A 15,830-nucleotide genomic window follows, 5' to 3' on the forward strand; every position below is an offset into this window, starting at 1 on the left:
AGCTCGCCTGTGACGAGGTTTTTCGCGCTGACGGAGATCCGCAGGCCGGAAAACGTCATCCCGTTCCTCGGGAAGCCCGAGCTGCACTGGAAGCCGGGCTACTCGGCCAGCGAGCTGGCGAGATCCTGGGTTACGGCGTCCGACTGTATTCCGGCCTCTGTCCGTGCGGTGCTGGAGACCTCGGACGAGTATCGCGGGGCCGAGCTGGTGGAGGGGTTCTTCGAGCGGCAGGTGGACCTTCGAACACTCGGCCGCGCCAGCCAGACCGATCTTCTCGTCCTCCTGCGTGTCGGTGGAGAGTTTGCCGTGCTGGCGGTCGAGGGGAAGGTCGAGGAGGCTTTCGGCCTGCTGGTGTCGGAGTGGGATGACGGCTCGCCGGGAAAGCGGGCTCGGCTGGCGGGATTGTGCGGGGTGCTTGGGCTCGATCCGGACGCGGTGCGGGCCCTGCGATACCAGCTCCTTCATCGGGCCGTGTCGGCGGTGTTCGAGGCCGACCGGTATGGGTGCCGTCGAGCGACCAGCGGTCGGACGCTCCGTCATCGTCGGGTATCCCGGCCTCGCGACAGACGAGGAGGAGGCGGCCATCGGCCGAGCCCGTGGCGCCCAGCACGGAAGGGTGCTCGGCCAGAAGCCGCTGCAGCAGGTCCTCGCTCTCGTACTCCGCGCGCTGGAGCCTGGTGAGCCGGCTCGCCGTATTGATGTGGAACACGCTGGTCACGCGCGACATGCCGCCGCGATGACTGCCCCGCCGGCAAAGACGTCGCCGATGCCCCAGGCCGCAGCGCCTTCGGTGTCGACCATCTCCGACGCCCCGCGCTGCCACGCCCCGGCCTGTAGCGCGGGGTCGTGGGCGGCGTCGGTGCTGAGGAAGCGCGCGATGGGGCGGCGGTGCAGGCGGGACAGCTCCAGCCGATCCGCGTCCCAGCAGCAGCCGATGGTGGGGTCGGCGGAGGTGCCGCCGTGCTCGTGCCCGGCGCACGCGGCGACCAGCAGGTCCAGCCGCGCAGGGTCCAGCCGGATGAGCCCGTCCCGCGCGAGGCGTCCGGCATGGGCGGCGGCGCGCTCCCCATGGCCAAGGTCGCGCCCGTCCTCCCGCCGCCGGCAGTCGTGCAGCAGGGCAAAGAGCTCCACCACGCCCGAATCCGCGCCGGGCGTGCGCGCCGCCATCGTCAGGCCGTTCGCCCGCACCCGGAGCCAGTGTGCCGGGCCATGGATGCCGCCAGGGTCGAGGCCGTAGCCCGCCATCACCTCCCGCACCAGCCAGGGCTGGACGGGCCGCGCCCAGGGTTTGATGCCGGCGGTGGACAGGCCGAGCCGGCCGCAGGCGGCGAGGATGCGCTCCAGGTAACCCGGACGCGGCATGCCTGGGCGGGTCTCGGCGGCGAGGTAGACCAGCGCTGGCGCCCCGCCCACCTCGACCTCGGCCCGGCGGTAGGTGCCGTGCTTCACGCCTTCCGCCTCGTCCAGCGCGTCCTCGCAGGCCGGCGAAAGGTCCCAGAGCAGGCCGGAGGCGCGGGCGGCCGGCTCCTCGACCAGGGTGGCGACGCCCCGGCAGTTGATGGCGAAGCGCCAGCCCGGCAGCTCCGCCGCGCCCAGCGGCACGGCGGCCGGGCAGCGCCGCGCCATCTGCTCCGCACAGAGGTTGGAGCCGTAGGCGAGGTAGCGCATGCCCATCAGCCCTGGTCCCGGCGCAGCCGTTCGGAGAGGGCGGCGCGCGGTGCGGCGCGGTGGTCCGCCTTGGCGAAGCTCCGCATGGAGGCGGCGGCATAGATCTCCTTGCTGAGCCGCGGGTCCAGCTCCTCCTCCACCCGGCGGAGCAGCAGCACGAGTTCGGCCAGCAGCGCATCGGCGCCGGGCAGGCCGCGGGCGTAGCGCTCCATCCACCGGACCTCGCGCTCGAGGAAGTGCTTCGCCCCGCGCCGGTCGCCATCCCGGTTCATGGCGACGGCCCGGCGCATCGCCTCGGCCTGCCAGGCGGTCATCACCGCGACGGAGACGCCGATATGGCGCGGCTGGGCGTTGTTCTCCGGGCCGCGGGCGAGGGTGAGCGCCGCCTCGGCCGGCACGGCCTCGACCGCCTCGCCGGTGCCGGGCTCGGCTCCCCGGGCGACGCCGCCCAACCCGATGGCGGTGCCCGGCTGGCCCGCCGGGCAGTGCAGGCGGAAGACGACTCGGACGGGGCGGTCGGGGAGCATGGTGCCGACCAGCACCTCGATGGCGCCGGGCAGGACGGTGTGGGCCCAGCCGCCGACAATCTCGGCGCGGAGGTTCGCTGGCACGGTCAGGCGCAGCGTGGCGCGCTCGACCAGCGCGGCGCGGCCCTCCAGCAGCTCGCCGAGGACGACCTCGGAGATTTCGGAGGCATGCTCGGCATCGTGCAGCCGCCCGCCGCCGGCCTCGGCCATGCCGCCGAGGAGGAGTTCGTCGTAGCCGTCGCCGATGCCGACGGCGGAAGTGATGATGCCGCGCTCGAGCAGCCCGCGGGTGTGACGGGCGAGCTCGGCGGCCTCCGAGATGCCCTCGTTCGCCTGGCCGTCGGAGAGGAGCAGGACGCGGTGGGAGGCCTGGGCGTCGGCGGCCATGGCGGTCGCGACGTGCTCGGCCGCGAGCAGCCAGCCCTCCCAGAGGTTCGTGCCGCCGCGGGGCTGAAGGCGCCGGACGGCGGAGGTGGCGGCCGCGCGCCCAGCTTCGTCCATCGGGCGCGCGTCGAGCAGGAGCTCGGCCGTGCTGTCGAAGGCGACGAGGGTGAGGCGGTCGCGCGGGGTGAGGGCGGCGATGACGGCGAGCGCGGTGTCGCGGGCGGCCGCGATCTTCGGCCCGCCCATGGAGCCGGAGACGTCCACGGCGAGCGCCAGGTTCAGCGGCGGAGCCTCGTCGCGGCGTGCGCCGCCCTCGGCGCGGAGCTCGGCGACGGCGTAGCGGACGGAGCCGCCCTCGTGCCAGGCGAGCGCGCGGTCGAGGCCGAGCGCCAGGTCCAGGGTGGCGGGGGTGGTGGTCTGGTTCATCGGTCCCTCCCGAGCAGGATGTCGCGGACGAGGTCGGCGCAGCGCTCGATGCGGGCGCGCGCCTCGGCGTCGAGGCGTCCGCGGACTGCGAACTCGACGTCGGGGGTGATGGGGATGCGGAGCCATTCCTCCGCGCGCGCCTTGCGGGCGGCCGGCGCAGCGCGGCCCTGGCCGAGGCGCGTCTCCAACGCCTCGAAGCCCGAGGCCGGGCCGGGCCTGGCGACGGGCGCGAGGGCGCGGGCGGACATGCTGGCCTCGGGCAGCGGGGTGGGCGCGGCGGCCTTGGCGCGCAGGCCGCGGAGGTAGTCGAGCGCCGCGTCGGGCGCGGGCGCCACGGCGGCGGGCGGCTCCGGCGTCTCCGGGCCGAGGCCCGTGGCCTTGGCCGCGTGGGCCGCGATCTGCTCCGGCGTGGCGACGAGCAGTTCCTGGCGGATGGCGCCGAGCGGCATGCCGAGGAGGTCGCGCATGGCGCGGATGGCGAGCAGGCGATGGAGGGTGTCGGCCGGGTAGCGCGCGGCGGGTCCGCGGTTCAGCGGGCCGGGGAGGATGCCCTGGGCGACCCAGGAGCGGATGGTCCTGGGCTGAAGGCCGGAGGCAGCGGCGAGGTCGGCGAGGGTCGGTTCGGTGAGCACGTCCGCAACATGGAACGAGCAATGCGACATGTCAACATAATCGGCATGTCTATATGCTCAATTGATGTGCTGCTGGCTTTCCAGATCCGCCCGGGTCACCTTGCGTCGGGACAGCTCCTCCAGCCGGGCAGCCCGGTCATAGCCCGCGCGATCATCCCCGCACGTCGCGCAGGAACTCGGAACCAGGCCTCACCGCTGAAATCCAGAGATGGTCCCGTGCCCGCGTGCAGGCGACGTAGAGGAGATGGCGCTCGGTCTCGTAGACCTCCTCGAGATCGGCTTCGTCGGTCACACCTTCGACCCGCTCCTGGAGCGGGAGCACCTCGTCATCACAGGCCATGACCGCGACCGCGCGGAATTCGAGACCCTTCGCGAGATGCATGGTGCCAAGGGAGACGCTGCCGGTCACCGCCTCCATCCGGTCCTCGAACTCCGAGGCAGATACTCCGGCAGCCTTCACGGCAGCGCGGGCGCGGCCGAGCTGTCCGGTCGACCGGACCAGGACACCAATCTCGTGCGGCGCCATGCCCTCCCGAAGACGGGCCGCGACCCAGCTGCCCACCCCGCCGCTTTCCGCCGCCGCGTTGTCGAAGATCTGGATGGTCGGTGGTGGCCCGTCGAAGAGCGACACCGTGCCCTTCCGGCTGTCCCGCTCGCCATCGACGTCGGTGACCGCGCCGGGAAGCAGACGGTCCGCCTGTGTCCTGATCTGGTGGGACGTGCGGTAGTTGACGCGAAGCGTACTCGACCGCCCCCGCACGTCGAGGCTCAGCGATTTCCAGGAGAAGGGCTGCTGGAAGATCCGCTGGCCCAGGTCGCCGGCCAGGAAGACGCCATCGGGCTTTCCGCCGGCGAGCGCCGCCAGGAACCGCGCCTCGGGCATGCTCAGGTCCTGAGCCTCGTCCACGACAGCGTGGTCCACCCCGAGGTCCTTCCCCTTGCGCGCCAGCTCGGTCAGGCGTTCAAAGACCCTGGCCCAGGTAACGAGTTTTTTCGCATCCAGCGCCGCCTGGACCTCGGCGAAGACCGTCCATAGCGCCTGGCGCTGCTTCTCGCCGAGCCGCGTGCGGCGCCCGAGGCGGGGTGCATCGCGGTAGCCCTCCCAGGAGGTTATCTGCTGGGCGTCGACCACTTCGCTCCATTCATTGAGGAGGAACGCGATCGGGAAGAAGGTGCTGCTGCCCGCTGCCTTCCGAAGCATCTGGTGGAGGATCGCGTCCGCCACCAGCTGCGGCTGGCCGAAGGCCTCCGCGTAGAGGTCGTAGGCGAAGCCGGTCAGGGCCTGGACCCGGATACGGGCTGCGAGCGCCGGCTCCCCCGCCACGAGGCTCGCCATGCGCTGGGCCAGTGCGCGGGCGAGGGGCTTCGAGAAGGTGGTGAGGAGGACGCGCGCCTTCGGGTCGCGGCGGGCCAGGTGCGCGGCGCGATGGAGCGCCACGATGGTCTTGCCAGTGCCCGCCGATCCGGTGACGCGGGCGGGGCCGGCATGGCGCCGCTCGACGAGGTCGCGCTGGGCGGGATGCAGGAAGACCGCCCAGCGATCCCAGGGGTAGTCCAGCGCACGCCGGAGTTCCTCCACGTCGTTGAGGACGCGGAAGCGCCGTTCGGCATCGGGATGGGCGAAGGGATCGGCCTCCGCCTGGACCGGCTTCGGTGCGGGTGGCTGCTCTCCGACAGCGAGCGAGAGAAGGGCTTCCTGGGCCTCCTGGGGCAGGTGGGGGAGGATCGTGAAGAGCGTAGCCTCGGTGGCGTTGCGCACGTCCTCGACCCAATCCTCGGGCACGCCGAAGGCCATGAGCTCAGGCTTCCGGAGCCGGCCGAACAGCTTCGGGCCGGCCGGAGTGGCTGCAGGAGCCGCGACCTCCTCGACCCGCTCCCGCACCTCGACCAGCTGCATGGCGCCCGTGGTCGGGTGGCGCTCGATCCGCCGGCGCTCGGCCCAGCGATAAGCCTTGTCGTGATGGTCGACATAGGCGAGCAGGAGGGAGGCGCCGGTGCGGTGGATTATTACGCGGATGTCGTCGTTGACGCGGACCGACCAGAAGTTCGGGTCCTTCGCCCTGTCGAGCTTATGGAACGACAGGCCCGGCGAGGACGGATCCATTTGCAGGTCGAAGGCGGTGGTCTTGACCGCTCTCTGCTCCGCGGCCGTCAGGCGGCCGAGGCTGGTCGTGAAGCTGTCGGCGATGCGGAATTCCATGATGTTCCTGCGTCAGGCCGGTGTGTCGAGAGATGCCGCCCAGCTGACAGGGACGAGCATGGACGGGAGCAACATCGACGAGGGTTCCACCTTGATCAGCCCTTGAAGACGTTCTCGCGATGCCAGCGCAGGAAGACCGGGTGGGGTGCCTGGTCGGCGCGGCGCGGGGCAAGGAGGATGCGGTCGGGGTTGATGAGGCGTTCGGCGGCCGGCGGCACGACGCCTTTCGCGAGGAGCAGCTGGTGGTCGTCCGCGATCGAGATCAGCCCGCGGTCGAACATCCAGTGGAAGGTGGAGCAGAGGGCGAGGCCGTTGCGGAGCGAGTCCGGCCCATCGGCGGCGACAGGCCGGATATGGGCCGCCTGCACCTCGCTCCGGCCGCCGCCGTTAATGATTTTCAGACCGGTGAAGGCGCAGGTGTCGGCATAGGCCAACTTGACCGAGCCGGCGAAGGCGGCCTCGCGGAACGGGCGTGCGACGACCCTCTCGATGATCGGCCGCTCGAAGGCTTCCTGCTCCTGGGCGAAGCCGGCGATCTCGCTGGCGGGCAGCGGCTGCGCCGCATCGGGGCGGGGGAGCAGGGTGGCGAATGCGGCCTGGACGATGCGCTCGTACTCGGCGTCAGGCAGCGCGCGGACCGCACGGCCGAAGGCGCCTTTGCTGGTGCCGCCGTCAGCGCGCTGGAGGCCTGCCTCGTAGTAGGAGCCGCCTTCCTGGAACGGCACCGGGCGGGGAAAGTCGAGGTAGGAGTCGACCAGGGCGTAGAAGTGGTCGGGCGTGGTGGGGTCGGGGATGACGGAGGCGATGCGGGCCGTCGCGAAATAGGCCTGGCGGCCGCCGCGGCTGGACGGGTCGGCGGAACTGCGGCGCGGCTCGTAGTAGACGATCCAGTCGCCCTTCGCCGCCTCGACCTGGCGCAGATAGGTGCGCGGAAAATGGTAGCGGTGCTCGGGCAGGTCGTCGTAGCTGGGGTCGACCTTCGTGGTGAGCACCGCCTTGACCATCAGCGCCTCGCCGTTCCCGGCCAGGCGAAGGCGAAGTGGCCGACGTAGTAGCGGTCGTGGAGATGCCTAAGGTCATGCTCCCAGTCCGCCACCGCCGCGGCCATCGAGCGGTCGTCCCGCCGCTTCGCGTTACGGGTGAGGGCGGCGAGCGTCTCCGCCATTTTCCGAAGGCGTGCCGCCGAGTGTGGTTTGCCCCATTCCTCGACGTAGTCCTTGGGGAAGGCAGGGGGGATTGGCCCAGCAAAGACTTCAGCGAGGATCCGCTCACGCAGGCGCTGGGGCAGCCCGGCTGTCTTACCCACGCGGTAGCCGACGAACTGGAACACGCCGTGCCGGAGCCAGTGATTTGTGTCCAGGCCCGCTCCACCACCTCCCGACGCCGTGGTTGTCGGCCAGCGGAATCCCGGCTGCGCGGCGCGCCGGGTCCATTCCTGGCGAATTGCCTCAATCCGGCGGTGCGCGGCGGCGTGACGGCCGTTGCTGTCCTCGGCGGCGAGGACGCGGAGCGCAGCCTGCCAGAGCTCGACGGTGTCCTCGAGCGACTTCGTGGTCAGGTCCAGTCCAGCTGCTGGCGTGGCCTTGGTGACCGGCGTTGGTACGGCAGGTGCCGCCGTCACCGGCGCGATGCGTGTGGCCGCGATTGCATCCCGGAAAGACTGGCGCCTTACCGTGACGCGCCGCTCCGATGGTTCGTCATGGGCCATTCGGGCTGCGAGAAGCCGAAGACCGGCGAGGGCCGCATTGTCGAGCGCCTGATGCTCGGAAGTGGGTGCAACATCCTGGCTGAGACGCCAGACGGCACGCCGGACGACCTCGTCCAGCCTGACCGAGCCCGATCGCGACAGCAGGTCCAGCAACATCTTGAGGTGCTCGGTTGCTTCCAACTGGGCGACAGCGTTCTCATGCTCTAGGCTGCGGAAGCAGTGGCGAAGCAGCTCCGCCAGCACCTCCGAGATGGTCGTCTCCGGGGCATGGTCGCGTCGCGGATGATCTGGCACCGCTCTCATCTTTGCCATGCCAACATTACACCGCGAAGACCTTCATCACCTCGTCGCCGAGGTGGTTGATGACCTTCACCGCGATCCGGCCGCTGGCAGGCTTCGGGAAGGGGTAGCTCACGTCGCTGTTCAGGCTGGACCAGGCGGCGGCGTCGATCTCGGCCTAGCCGCAGGTGGGGTCGAGGACAAGGTCGCCGGGATCGGTGGCCATGAGAATGCAGCGTTCTACGGCCTTCGAACCAGTTTGTACGACGTAAATTTTCTCGTCGGTAAAGTTACCAGTTCCGGTATCAGTCCAAATATTCGAATGGGGCATTACGCCAAAGTCACTGTGAAAGCGACGATAGCGAAAGCTGTTTTCCGCAACATGGATGCGCTCTGCACGAAGAAGCCGAAACATGCCTACTGGGTAGTTTGGCTTCCAATGCGAGTTTTTAGGATAGGGGTCTTGATCCCCTTTGCGAAAGCTGAACGGCTGCGGCTCAGAAGCGCGACCCTGAGAGATCAGATTATCGGGATTGTAGGGCATGGCGCCGGCGGGAATTGTTACACGCCCAGCTTTCTCGTCTGCGTTGACGCCCCGGTATGTGAAATCCGGCTGCATGAGCCATGTCGCATTGCCGCGACCAAGTTCAAACGGCTTCTCACGGTAGATCGGCCTCGACTTCAATTGCGATCTATTTCGGGCAAACCACAGTACGTAGTCCGAAACGTTCGAAATTGCGTCGGCTGAGAAACCGTAGGTCTTTTGAACTACAATCTCGCTGACAAAATTCTCTTCTCCAAACACCTCATCCATCACCGCCCGCACGCGATGGACATTCTCGTCCCCGATCTGCACGAAGATGCTGCCGCTCTCATGCAGCAGATCACGCGCCACGCTCAGCCGGTCGCGCAGATAGGTCAGGTAGCTGTGGATGCCGTCGCGCCAGGTGTCGCGGAAGGCCCGCACCTGTTCCGGCTCGCGCGTCACATGGGCCTTGTCGCCGTCCTTCACGTCGCGGCTGGTCGTGCTCCATTGGAAGTTGCTGTTGAACCGGATGCCGTAGGGCGGGTCGAGATAGATGCACTGCACCTGCCCGCGCAGCCCCTCGCGCTCCGCCAGGCTCGCCATCACGCTGAGGGAATCGCCCAGGATCATCCGGTTCGACCAGTGCTGGTCGTGCCGGTAGAACTCCGTCGCCGCCGCGCGGTCCTTCAGCCCGTTGAAGTCGGCGAAGAGGTCCGGCATCGCCCCATCCGCCGGCTTCGCGCCGCGGCGGCGGATGTCCTCGATCAGCGCCTGGGGGTGCACCTTCTCCTGGATGTAGAGGGGCGGCGCCTGGACGATCAGGTCCGACCAGTCCTGCATGTCCTTGCCGCGCCAGACCAGCTGCGGGTCCAGGTCGCGGTTCCGGCGCGCATAGGCGACTTGGATGGGGGACCGGTCCTCATCCCGCAGCACCGTCTCCAGCTCCGCGGTGGGGATCTTGCGGCGCGTGTCGTCGGTGTGGCGGTAGGTGGCGATGGGCTTCGCAGCCATCGGCCCAGGTTTCGCGGCGGGCTTCGGCGCGGATGCCGGCCCCACCGGCGGCGCCGGCCGCGCCGGCGCCATCTGCTCCCGCGCCCTTCCCGCCGGCGCCGGGATGGCCAGTTCCGGCTCCAGCAGCTGCACCGACCCGCCGCGCCCGCGGCCGCGCGCGATCCGGCCTTCCTCGATCAGCGCCTCCTTCACCCGCTCATAGGTGCTCTCCTGCCACCCCAGCGCGTCCCGCAGGCTGGCATTGCCCGCGGAGCCGCCGAGGGATTCGAGGGTGTCGAGGAACTTCGCCTTCTGCTGGTCGGTGCTCATCGGGATTCCAGGGTCGCGGGGAGGGGCGGCGTCGGGTTGCTGCGGGATCGGGTGGTGGGGATCATGCGGCCGGCGCCGCGACGGGCGCCGCGAGGCTGTCGAGCAGCGCCGCCAGCTCCCGCTCCATCTCGTAGACCGCCGTGAACTCGGCGAAGGCCCATCGCCCGAAGCCGCCGAGGTTGTTCACTCCCGGCACCCAGTAGGCGCGCATGGTGTTCGCCTTCTCCTTCGCGTCCTCCCCGCGATAGCCCTTCACCTCGACGACGAGGTTCAGCGGCTCGTCGCCGCCGTCATCCAAGCGCAGGATGAAGTCCGGCCGGTAGCGGCGCTGCCCGCTGCCGAGCAGGTAGGGGACCTCGAAGCCGAGGCCCTGGTTCTTGACGTAGGCGAGGACGCGCTTCTCCTGCTCCACCACGCGGCAGAAGTCGGACTCCCATTCGCTGTCGCAGACCACCCAGTTGACGTGGCTGCGGTCGTGGCCGGTCTTGAAGCGCAGCGGCTTGGAGGTGGTGAAGTTGACGAAGCGCGTCGCGCCGGTCGGGTTGTAGGGGTCGAGGATCGCCTTCACCGGCCGCTCGCCGACCAGCGTCTCGGCGATCGCGGCCTTGATCTTGTTCGCCGCCCTCTCCGCGAGTTCCAGGTAGAGGAGCTGCCCGGGCTTCGTGTCGCCCTTGCAGACCAGGTGGCCGCCATCGAGCCACTGCCGGACGATGCGCTTGATCTGCCCGAAGAGGTGCAGCTTGGGCGCGCCGTTCGGGTCGCGGTAGGTGCGGTAGATCAGGTGCCGCGTGAGGTGGAAGAGGACGGTCGACTCACGGACATCGTCGAGATGGTCGAGGTCGAGGTCGGCAGCCTCGCCGATGATGCCCTGGTTCCGGGTGCGGGTGGCGCCGACCAGTTCGGGCGTGAGCTCGAGCGTGTGGTCCGGCCCGAACTTCGCCTCCAGCCGCTCCTCCGGCAGCTCGACCCGGTAGCCCTCGACGTGGGGGAAGGTGATCTCGAGCTCATCGCGCTCGGGGCGGACGGCGTGGACGCGGACGGTCTCGCGCGGCGTGGCGGGGGGGCGACGACGGGCCTGGCGGTGAAGTCGAAGGGAATGCCCAGCACGTCGGCGTATTCGACGTTGAACAGGTTGCTGTCGTTCAGCTCGTAGGACTGGCGCCGCAGGGCGCGGCCGACGACCTGTTCGCAGAGAAGCTGCGTGCCGAAGGCGCGGACGCCGAGGATGTGGGTGACGGTGTTGGCGTCCCAGCCCTCGGTGAGCATGGAGACGGAGACGACGCAGCGGATCTGCTCGCCGAGCCGCCCCGTCTTGCCGACGGTGTTCATGACCTCGCGGAGGAGGGTGGCGTCGTCGATGCTCTCCCCGGCGCGGATGTCGCCGCTGCGCTCCACCATCTCCTGGCGGAAGCGCTCGATCTCGTCCGCGGCCATGGCGCGGAAGTCCTTGTCCAGCGCCTCCCCGGATTCGAGCTGGGCGCTGTCCACGAGGATGGTGTTCGGACGGGCGATGCGGTTGCCGTAGTCGTCGTAGTTGCGAAACAGCGGCAGGGCGCCCTGGTGGAAGGTCTCGGTGCCGTCCTCCGCCACGTGCCGGAAGCCGGCGATGTAGCGGTAGATCAGCTCCGAGCTGGCGGTGTTGTTGCAGACGACGATGAAGACGGGCGGGACGCGGATGCCCTTCTCCTCCCAGAGGCGGTAGGTCTCCTCGTAGTGGCCGTAGAGGGCGTCGAGGGCGGTCTGGAGGTAGATGGGGAGCTTGAGGGCGTCGAGCTGCCTGCCGCCGGCGCCGCGGCCCTTCTTCGGCATCTCCCTGCCGATATGCTCCCAGAGGTTCCGGAAGACCGGCATGTTGTCGTCGTTGACGTTGCTGGTGACCGGGACGCGGGGCAGCTTCACGATGCCGCATTCGATCGCGTCCATCAGCGAGAAGTCTGACATCGTCCAGGGGAAGAGCGTGCCTTCGGCATAGCCCGACCCGCGGAGGAAGAAGGGCGTGGCCGAGAGGTCGTAGACCATGGCGAGGCCGAGCTTGCGCTTCACCGCCTCAATGCCGCTGATCCAGAGGCGGGCGGCCTCGTTGTTGTCCTCGGCCTCGGCCTTCTCGTCGCCCTTAAGGTCGTCGTCGTCATCATCCTGGACGCGCTCGCGGTAGCAGTGATGGGCCTCGTCGTTGAGGACGACGATGTTCCGGAGGCCCATGAGGTCGGGCATGACGCGCTGGAGCATCTGCCCTTCGGTCTCGACCGTCTGGAGCTTTTCTTCCCGCCAGCCTTCCAGCGCCGCGCGGGTGCCCTTCGAGACCTCCATCCGCTCACGCAGCTTGAAGGCGTGATAGTTGGTGATGACGATCTTCGCCTTGGCGATGGCGGGGAGCATGTCGGCGGGGACGAGCTCGCGCTCGCGGTAATAGCTCTCCGGGTCGTTCGGCATCAGGACCCGCAGGCGGTCGCGGATGGTGATGCCGGGCGTGACGATGAGGAAGCCGCGCGAGAAGGTCTTGCTGTTGGCGTGGCGGACGGCGTTGACGGTCTGCCACGCGATGAGCATGGCCATCACGGTGGTCTTCCCGGCGCCGGTGGCGAGCTTGAGGGCGGTGCGGAGGATTTCCGGGTTCGCCTGGGCGTTCGCGTTCTTCAGATGCTCGATGAACTTGGCGGTGCGGGCCCCGAGCTTCGGGGCGACCTCGGCCAGCCAGATCGCGGTCTCGACCGCCTCGACCTGGCAGAAGAAGGGCCGGACGCCCTGGAAGGGATGGTGCCGCCAGTGCTGGAGGAGGCGCGCCGTCTCGGGCGTGACCTGCCACTGGTCGGGGTTGGGCAGGTTGCGCCAGGCTTCGACGTAGCTCCGGATCTCGTTGATGATCGGGGTTGGGTTGTATTCCTGGGTGGCGGAGGAGAGCCCCCCGGCGTCCTCGAAGGTAAACTGCGACTGGCCGGCGCCCTTTGCCTTCTTGCGCCGTTTCGGCTTCGGGACGGGGGTGATGAGGTCCGACCGGCGGCGCCCGTCGACGATGCGGCCGGTGGGCTGGCCATCCCCATCCAGCTCCCAGTGCTGGCCGGGTGACGCGTAGGGCGAGTTGAGGATGGGCCGTTCGAAGAAGGTACTGTCCATCCGGGGCCGGTTTTCGTTCCGATTTCGATGCGGATGATGCCGCAGGAACGTCCCTAGGTAACCTGTTCTTGAGGACTGTTTCGTGCTGGGGCTCCACTTTTCGGGTTCGTTCTGCCCCTGTGGTGCGATGCTCCGCGGGCGTGAGGATGGAGTGGACACCCAGCCCCGGGGCCTTTCCGGCTGGCCTCCCCGCCGGGTGAGGACCTGCGTCGAACCAAAACCTGAGTTGGGTTTCCAGGGGCGCCATAGTAGCCCTCACGCGAGACCCGTGAAGCTTCGCTGTCTTCCTGCTTCTGCACCAGAATCGACTATGAAGCTTCGCTAGGGGTGTTGCCGAAATTCCCGGAATTGCGCCGGAATTTCTGTGCAGTCTGGAAAATCCCAGCCCTGGGATTTGTGCAGAAAGCGGCTGGCCGTGATATCTTCATGGCTGTCCAGGGAGCACGCAGATGGGCGCGCCGATCCAGACGGATTTTGATGACGTCGTTGCCGCAGTCGCCGAGGTCCGGCGGCGTGGCGTTCAGGTCGGTTACCTGAACGGGCGTGTCGTCGGGCTCGCGGCCGTCCGCAAGGCAGCCGGCGGCGACGCCGGGCGGGTGCGGTCGATGGTGGTCCTCCTCCTAGACCGTGAGGGGTATCGGATCCCGCCCACCGAGATCCGCCTCGCGAACACCATCCTCGACACCGAGAAGATGGCCAAGCGCGCCGCGAGGCGGGCGACCCGCGGTGCGGATCGGCGGATGGCGGCGGTGCTCGAGGGCATCGTCGACCGGCTTCAGGGGATTGCCGGGAATCGGCATGGTCCACATGGGCATGCCGTTCCGGAAGGTGGTGCCCTCGCCGGAGCGCGTCCGCCGGTCCCTGGACGCAGCCAGAAGGCGCCCCCGACGCCGGTCCAGCCCGCTGGACTGGCGGATGGGGAGGTGAGGTACGGCACCACGCAGAAGCCCAACGCGGCCGTTAGTGGCGGCCTGCTGGCCCAGATCAGGGCCGGCCGGAACATCGCCATTCCCGGCAACGAAACCTTCGATCCGTACGACCTCAACGCGGTCGAGCGCCGGCGGGCCGGCGAGCCGCTCCAAGGAACGGACGACGATGACGATCCCCTTTTCTCCTTCTGATGGCGGCAGCCGAGCCGCCCTCCAGTCTACGGTGTCGCCGCACGCCCTCCTCGTCGGCGCCGACAAGGGCGGCGTCGGCAAGACGACCCTTGCCGAGATCATCAGCATCGTGCTCGAGGACATGGGCGTCGAGCACTCCGTCGCGGAAGTCGAGGCCGACGAGCGCCTGGGCCGCCGCCTCGGCGACCGTGTCCAGCATCACCGTCTTCATGGTGCCGATGCAAAGGCTCTCGCCCGGGATCCCGACGCCCTGAACGTCTTCTGGGACAGCGTCTACGGGCAGGTCATGGAGAGCACGACCCTCGGCGACTTCGGCGCGAACGCGCTGGCGCTCTTCCTGCGCTGGGCATCATCCCGATCGGTCCGCGCTGCCCTCGCCGACGGCAGCGGGTTGCATTTCGCCCTCGTCGCGACGTCGGACTCCGACAGCCTCACAGGGACGCTCGCCTCAGCGCGGGCGATTGCAGCGAACCTGCCAAAGGCGCAGACCTGGCTCATCTTCAACGAGGTGGCCGGCGGCATCAACCTGCAGCACCCTGGCATAGCGCAGCTTATCCGCGAGGCGCGCTGCCAGCAGGCGCTCGTCCTCCCGTCGTGCCGCGCGCCCGACTTCGGCATCCTGAAGAACCTGGGACGTCTTGACCGTGTGGCGCTCATCAGCGAAGCGGACCTCGGCGCGCATGGCATCCCACGCCTCCGCGCCGGTCGCGCCCTCGAAGGCCTGCAGGACTGGCTCCTCGAGGTGACCGAAGTTCTCCGCCCGATGGTCGAGGCGTTCATCGCACGGCGCGGGTGATGGACGGAGGACGGCCCCCCAGCCTCGCCGCAGTTCGGGCCGCTCGTGACGCGGCCCGAAGCCGGAATGCCGCGCGGCGAGCCCAGGCCGGGCGGAGTTTTCGAAGCGCCGACGACGGGGAGCTCGCGTCACAGCTTCCCGTCGTCGCTGCGGCCCTTGGGCCAGACGCAGCGCTGAGGATTGCAGCCGATCGCCTCGCGCGGGGAAGCCGCCTGCGGCGCCGGCTCGCTATGGCCGAGGCGCGCCTCCGTTCGGCGACCGGGGCCGCGCTGGAGGCCTTGTCGGTGATCGGCCACCTCCTGGCGGGTGCCCTGCTGCAGTCCCGCCGCGAGGTGATCGGGATCGCCGGGGCGCTCGCTGCCCTCGCCGGCACGACAGCCCTGCTGCTGGTGTGGTGACTTCAAGCACGTCGACCTCACGATCCAGACCGTACTCCCTGCCCGTCCTACGTCAGAACTACGCGGTGAAGGCTGTCGGCGCCTGTCATCTCTCGGCGCCGCGGCGCCTCGGTCCCAGGCTCATGGGCTCACGTTGCTGCATCTCCGCCGGTACCGGCTTTCGGGTGAGATCGTCGGCGGCGTGCCCAGGGCATGGACCGAGCACCAGAGCCACGCTTCTCGGAGGGCATCCTCGCCGGCCGCATGGGTGTGCCGCGGCGCGCGGGCCAGCACCGAGGACAGCACCTCGCTGCTGATCCTGCTCCGCTGGGCAAGGCCGGTGATGAGCTCGCCCGCGGTCTCGCGCGCGAGGCGCCAGCGCCGCGGCCATTGCGGGTCTCCGACTGCCACCCCGAGCACGGAAAGCCAGGCCGCGTCCCAGCCGTGCCGCCCCGTGTCGCTGATAACCATGTGCCCGGCGAGCATGCTGTCCAGTTCGGCTGCGACGTCGGCTGCCGGGGTTCCAGCGGCGCGGAGATACTCGGGCGCGAGGCCGTGCATCGCCTCGGCGACGGGCGACCATAGATCCGCCCGCACGCTCCAGGCTTCCATGGGGCGGATGAGCCAGGAGGTGACGGTGACCGTCCAACCGGCGCCCGTCCAGGTCGGGATCGCCACTCCAACCTCCACTGGATAGGAGTCCTCGACGTTGCCCGAGGCCTCGAGGTCGAGGAAGGCGAGGCGCATGTCCG

At 69.4% G+C, this 15,830-nt stretch carries 11 protein-coding genes and 1 pseudogene; 3 read left to right on the plus strand and 9 right to left on the minus strand.

Translation table 11 applies throughout. The annotated features are described in order from the left end of the window. The first annotated feature begins 9 nt into the window (after positions 1-9). Positions 10-681, plus strand: coding sequence for a DUF6946 family protein (locus ACK8OX_RS00405; protein ID WP_430661929.1), 672 nt, complete (start codon positions 10-12; stop codon positions 679-681). Positions 682-714: 33 nt separating this feature from the next. Here the strand turns inward: ACK8OX_RS00405 and ACK8OX_RS00410 are convergent, their stop codons facing one another. From ACK8OX_RS00410 to ACK8OX_RS00445, 8 genes and pseudogenes are all read right to left on the minus strand, one after another. Next, positions 715-1,674 carry a gamma-glutamylcyclotransferase gene (locus ACK8OX_RS00410; protein WP_430661930.1) on the minus strand — a complete coding sequence of 320 codons (960 nt, stop codon included), beginning with the start codon at positions 1,672-1,674 and terminating at the stop codon, positions 715-717. Continuing rightward, positions 1,674-3,005: a vWA domain-containing protein gene (locus ACK8OX_RS00415; RefSeq protein ID WP_430661931.1), complete on the minus strand. Its 1,332-nt coding sequence runs from the start codon at positions 3,003-3,005 to the stop codon at positions 1,674-1,676. The genes ACK8OX_RS00410 and ACK8OX_RS00415 overlap by 1 nt, the downstream gene beginning before the upstream one ends. Next, the gene (locus ACK8OX_RS00420) at positions 3,002-3,637 is read right to left on the minus strand and encodes a helix-turn-helix domain-containing protein (RefSeq protein WP_430661932.1); all 636 of its coding nucleotides are present in this window, start codon (positions 3,635-3,637) and stop codon (positions 3,002-3,004) included. Before ACK8OX_RS00420 ends, ACK8OX_RS00415 begins: the two co-directional genes overlap by 4 nt. Before the next feature lie 151 nt (positions 3,638-3,788). Then, the gene (locus ACK8OX_RS00425; protein WP_430661933.1) at positions 3,789-5,837 is read right to left on the minus strand and encodes a 3'-5' exonuclease; all 2,049 of its coding nucleotides are present in this window, start codon (positions 5,835-5,837) and stop codon (positions 3,789-3,791) included. Positions 5,838-5,932: 95 nt separating this feature from the next. Next, positions 5,933-6,841: an HNH endonuclease gene (locus ACK8OX_RS00430; RefSeq protein ID WP_430661934.1), complete on the minus strand. Its 909-nt coding sequence runs from the start codon at positions 6,839-6,841 to the stop codon at positions 5,933-5,935. Beyond that, positions 6,841-7,788: a hypothetical protein gene (locus tag ACK8OX_RS00435; RefSeq protein WP_430661935.1), complete on the minus strand. Its 948-nt coding sequence runs from the start codon at positions 7,786-7,788 to the stop codon at positions 6,841-6,843. The genes ACK8OX_RS00430 and ACK8OX_RS00435 overlap by 1 nt, the downstream gene beginning before the upstream one ends. Positions 7,789-8,002: 214 nt before the next feature. Further along, on the minus strand, positions 8,003-9,670 hold the full coding sequence (locus ACK8OX_RS00440) for a DNA methyltransferase (RefSeq protein WP_430661936.1): 1,668 nt from the start codon (positions 9,668-9,670) through the stop codon (positions 8,003-8,005). 61 nt (positions 9,671-9,731) lie between these two features. Next, a pseudogene (locus tag ACK8OX_RS00445) lies at positions 9,732-12,784 on the minus strand (BPTD_3080 family restriction endonuclease). A 449-nt stretch (positions 12,785-13,233) separates the two neighbouring features. Here ACK8OX_RS00445 and ACK8OX_RS00450 point away from each other — a divergent pair. Both ACK8OX_RS00450 and ACK8OX_RS00455 read left to right on the plus strand, forming a co-directional pair. After that, complete coding sequence (locus tag ACK8OX_RS00450; RefSeq protein WP_430661937.1) at positions 13,234-13,905, plus strand: hypothetical protein; 672 nt, start codon at positions 13,234-13,236, stop codon at positions 13,903-13,905. Further along, positions 13,880-14,701 (plus strand): hypothetical protein, encoded by an 822-nt coding sequence (locus ACK8OX_RS00455; RefSeq protein ID WP_430661938.1) that lies wholly within the window; start codon positions 13,880-13,882, stop codon positions 14,699-14,701. The genes ACK8OX_RS00450 and ACK8OX_RS00455 overlap by 26 nt, the downstream gene beginning before the upstream one ends. Positions 14,702-15,219: 518 nt before the next feature. On the opposite strand, the gene ACK8OX_RS00460 is transcribed toward ACK8OX_RS00455, so the two are convergent. Beyond that, complete coding sequence (locus ACK8OX_RS00460; RefSeq protein ID WP_430661939.1) at positions 15,220-15,825, minus strand: 3'-5' exonuclease; 606 nt, start codon at positions 15,823-15,825, stop codon at positions 15,220-15,222. Positions 15,826-15,830 lie beyond the last annotated feature (5 nt).

This window comes from Falsiroseomonas sp. CW058, from assembly GCF_050563535.1.
Classification (GTDB): domain Bacteria; phylum Pseudomonadota; class Alphaproteobacteria; order Acetobacterales; family Acetobacteraceae; genus Falsiroseomonas.

What these genes read in the sequence shown, in the direction of transcription:
- ACK8OX_RS00460 (WP_430661939.1), bottom strand. Translation starts at nt 15,825, where the DNA reads ATGCGCCTCGCCTTCCTCGACCTCGAGGCCTCGGGCAACGTCGAGGAC.
- ACK8OX_RS00410 (WP_430661930.1), bottom strand. Translation starts at nt 1,674, where the DNA reads ATGGGCATGCGCTACCTCGCCTACGGCTCCAACCTCTGTGCGGAGCAG.
- ACK8OX_RS00425 (WP_430661933.1), bottom strand. Translation starts at nt 5,837, where the DNA reads ATGGAATTCCGCATCGCCGACAGCTTCACGACCAGCCTCGGCCGCCTG.
- ACK8OX_RS00440 (WP_430661936.1), bottom strand. Translation starts at nt 9,670, where the DNA reads ATGAGCACCGACCAGCAGAAGGCGAAGTTCCTCGACACCCTCGAATCC.
- ACK8OX_RS00430 (WP_430661934.1), bottom strand. Translation starts at nt 6,841, where the DNA reads ATGGTCAAGGCGGTGCTCACCACGAAGGTCGACCCCAGCTACGACGAC.
- ACK8OX_RS00450 (WP_430661937.1), top strand. Translation starts at nt 13,234, where the DNA reads ATGGGCGCGCCGATCCAGACGGATTTTGATGACGTCGTTGCCGCAGTC.
- ACK8OX_RS00455 (WP_430661938.1), top strand. Translation starts at nt 13,880, where the DNA reads ATGACGATCCCCTTTTCTCCTTCTGATGGCGGCAGCCGAGCCGCCCTC.
- ACK8OX_RS00415 (WP_430661931.1), bottom strand. Translation starts at nt 3,005, where the DNA reads ATGAACCAGACCACCACCCCCGCCACCCTGGACCTGGCGCTCGGCCTC.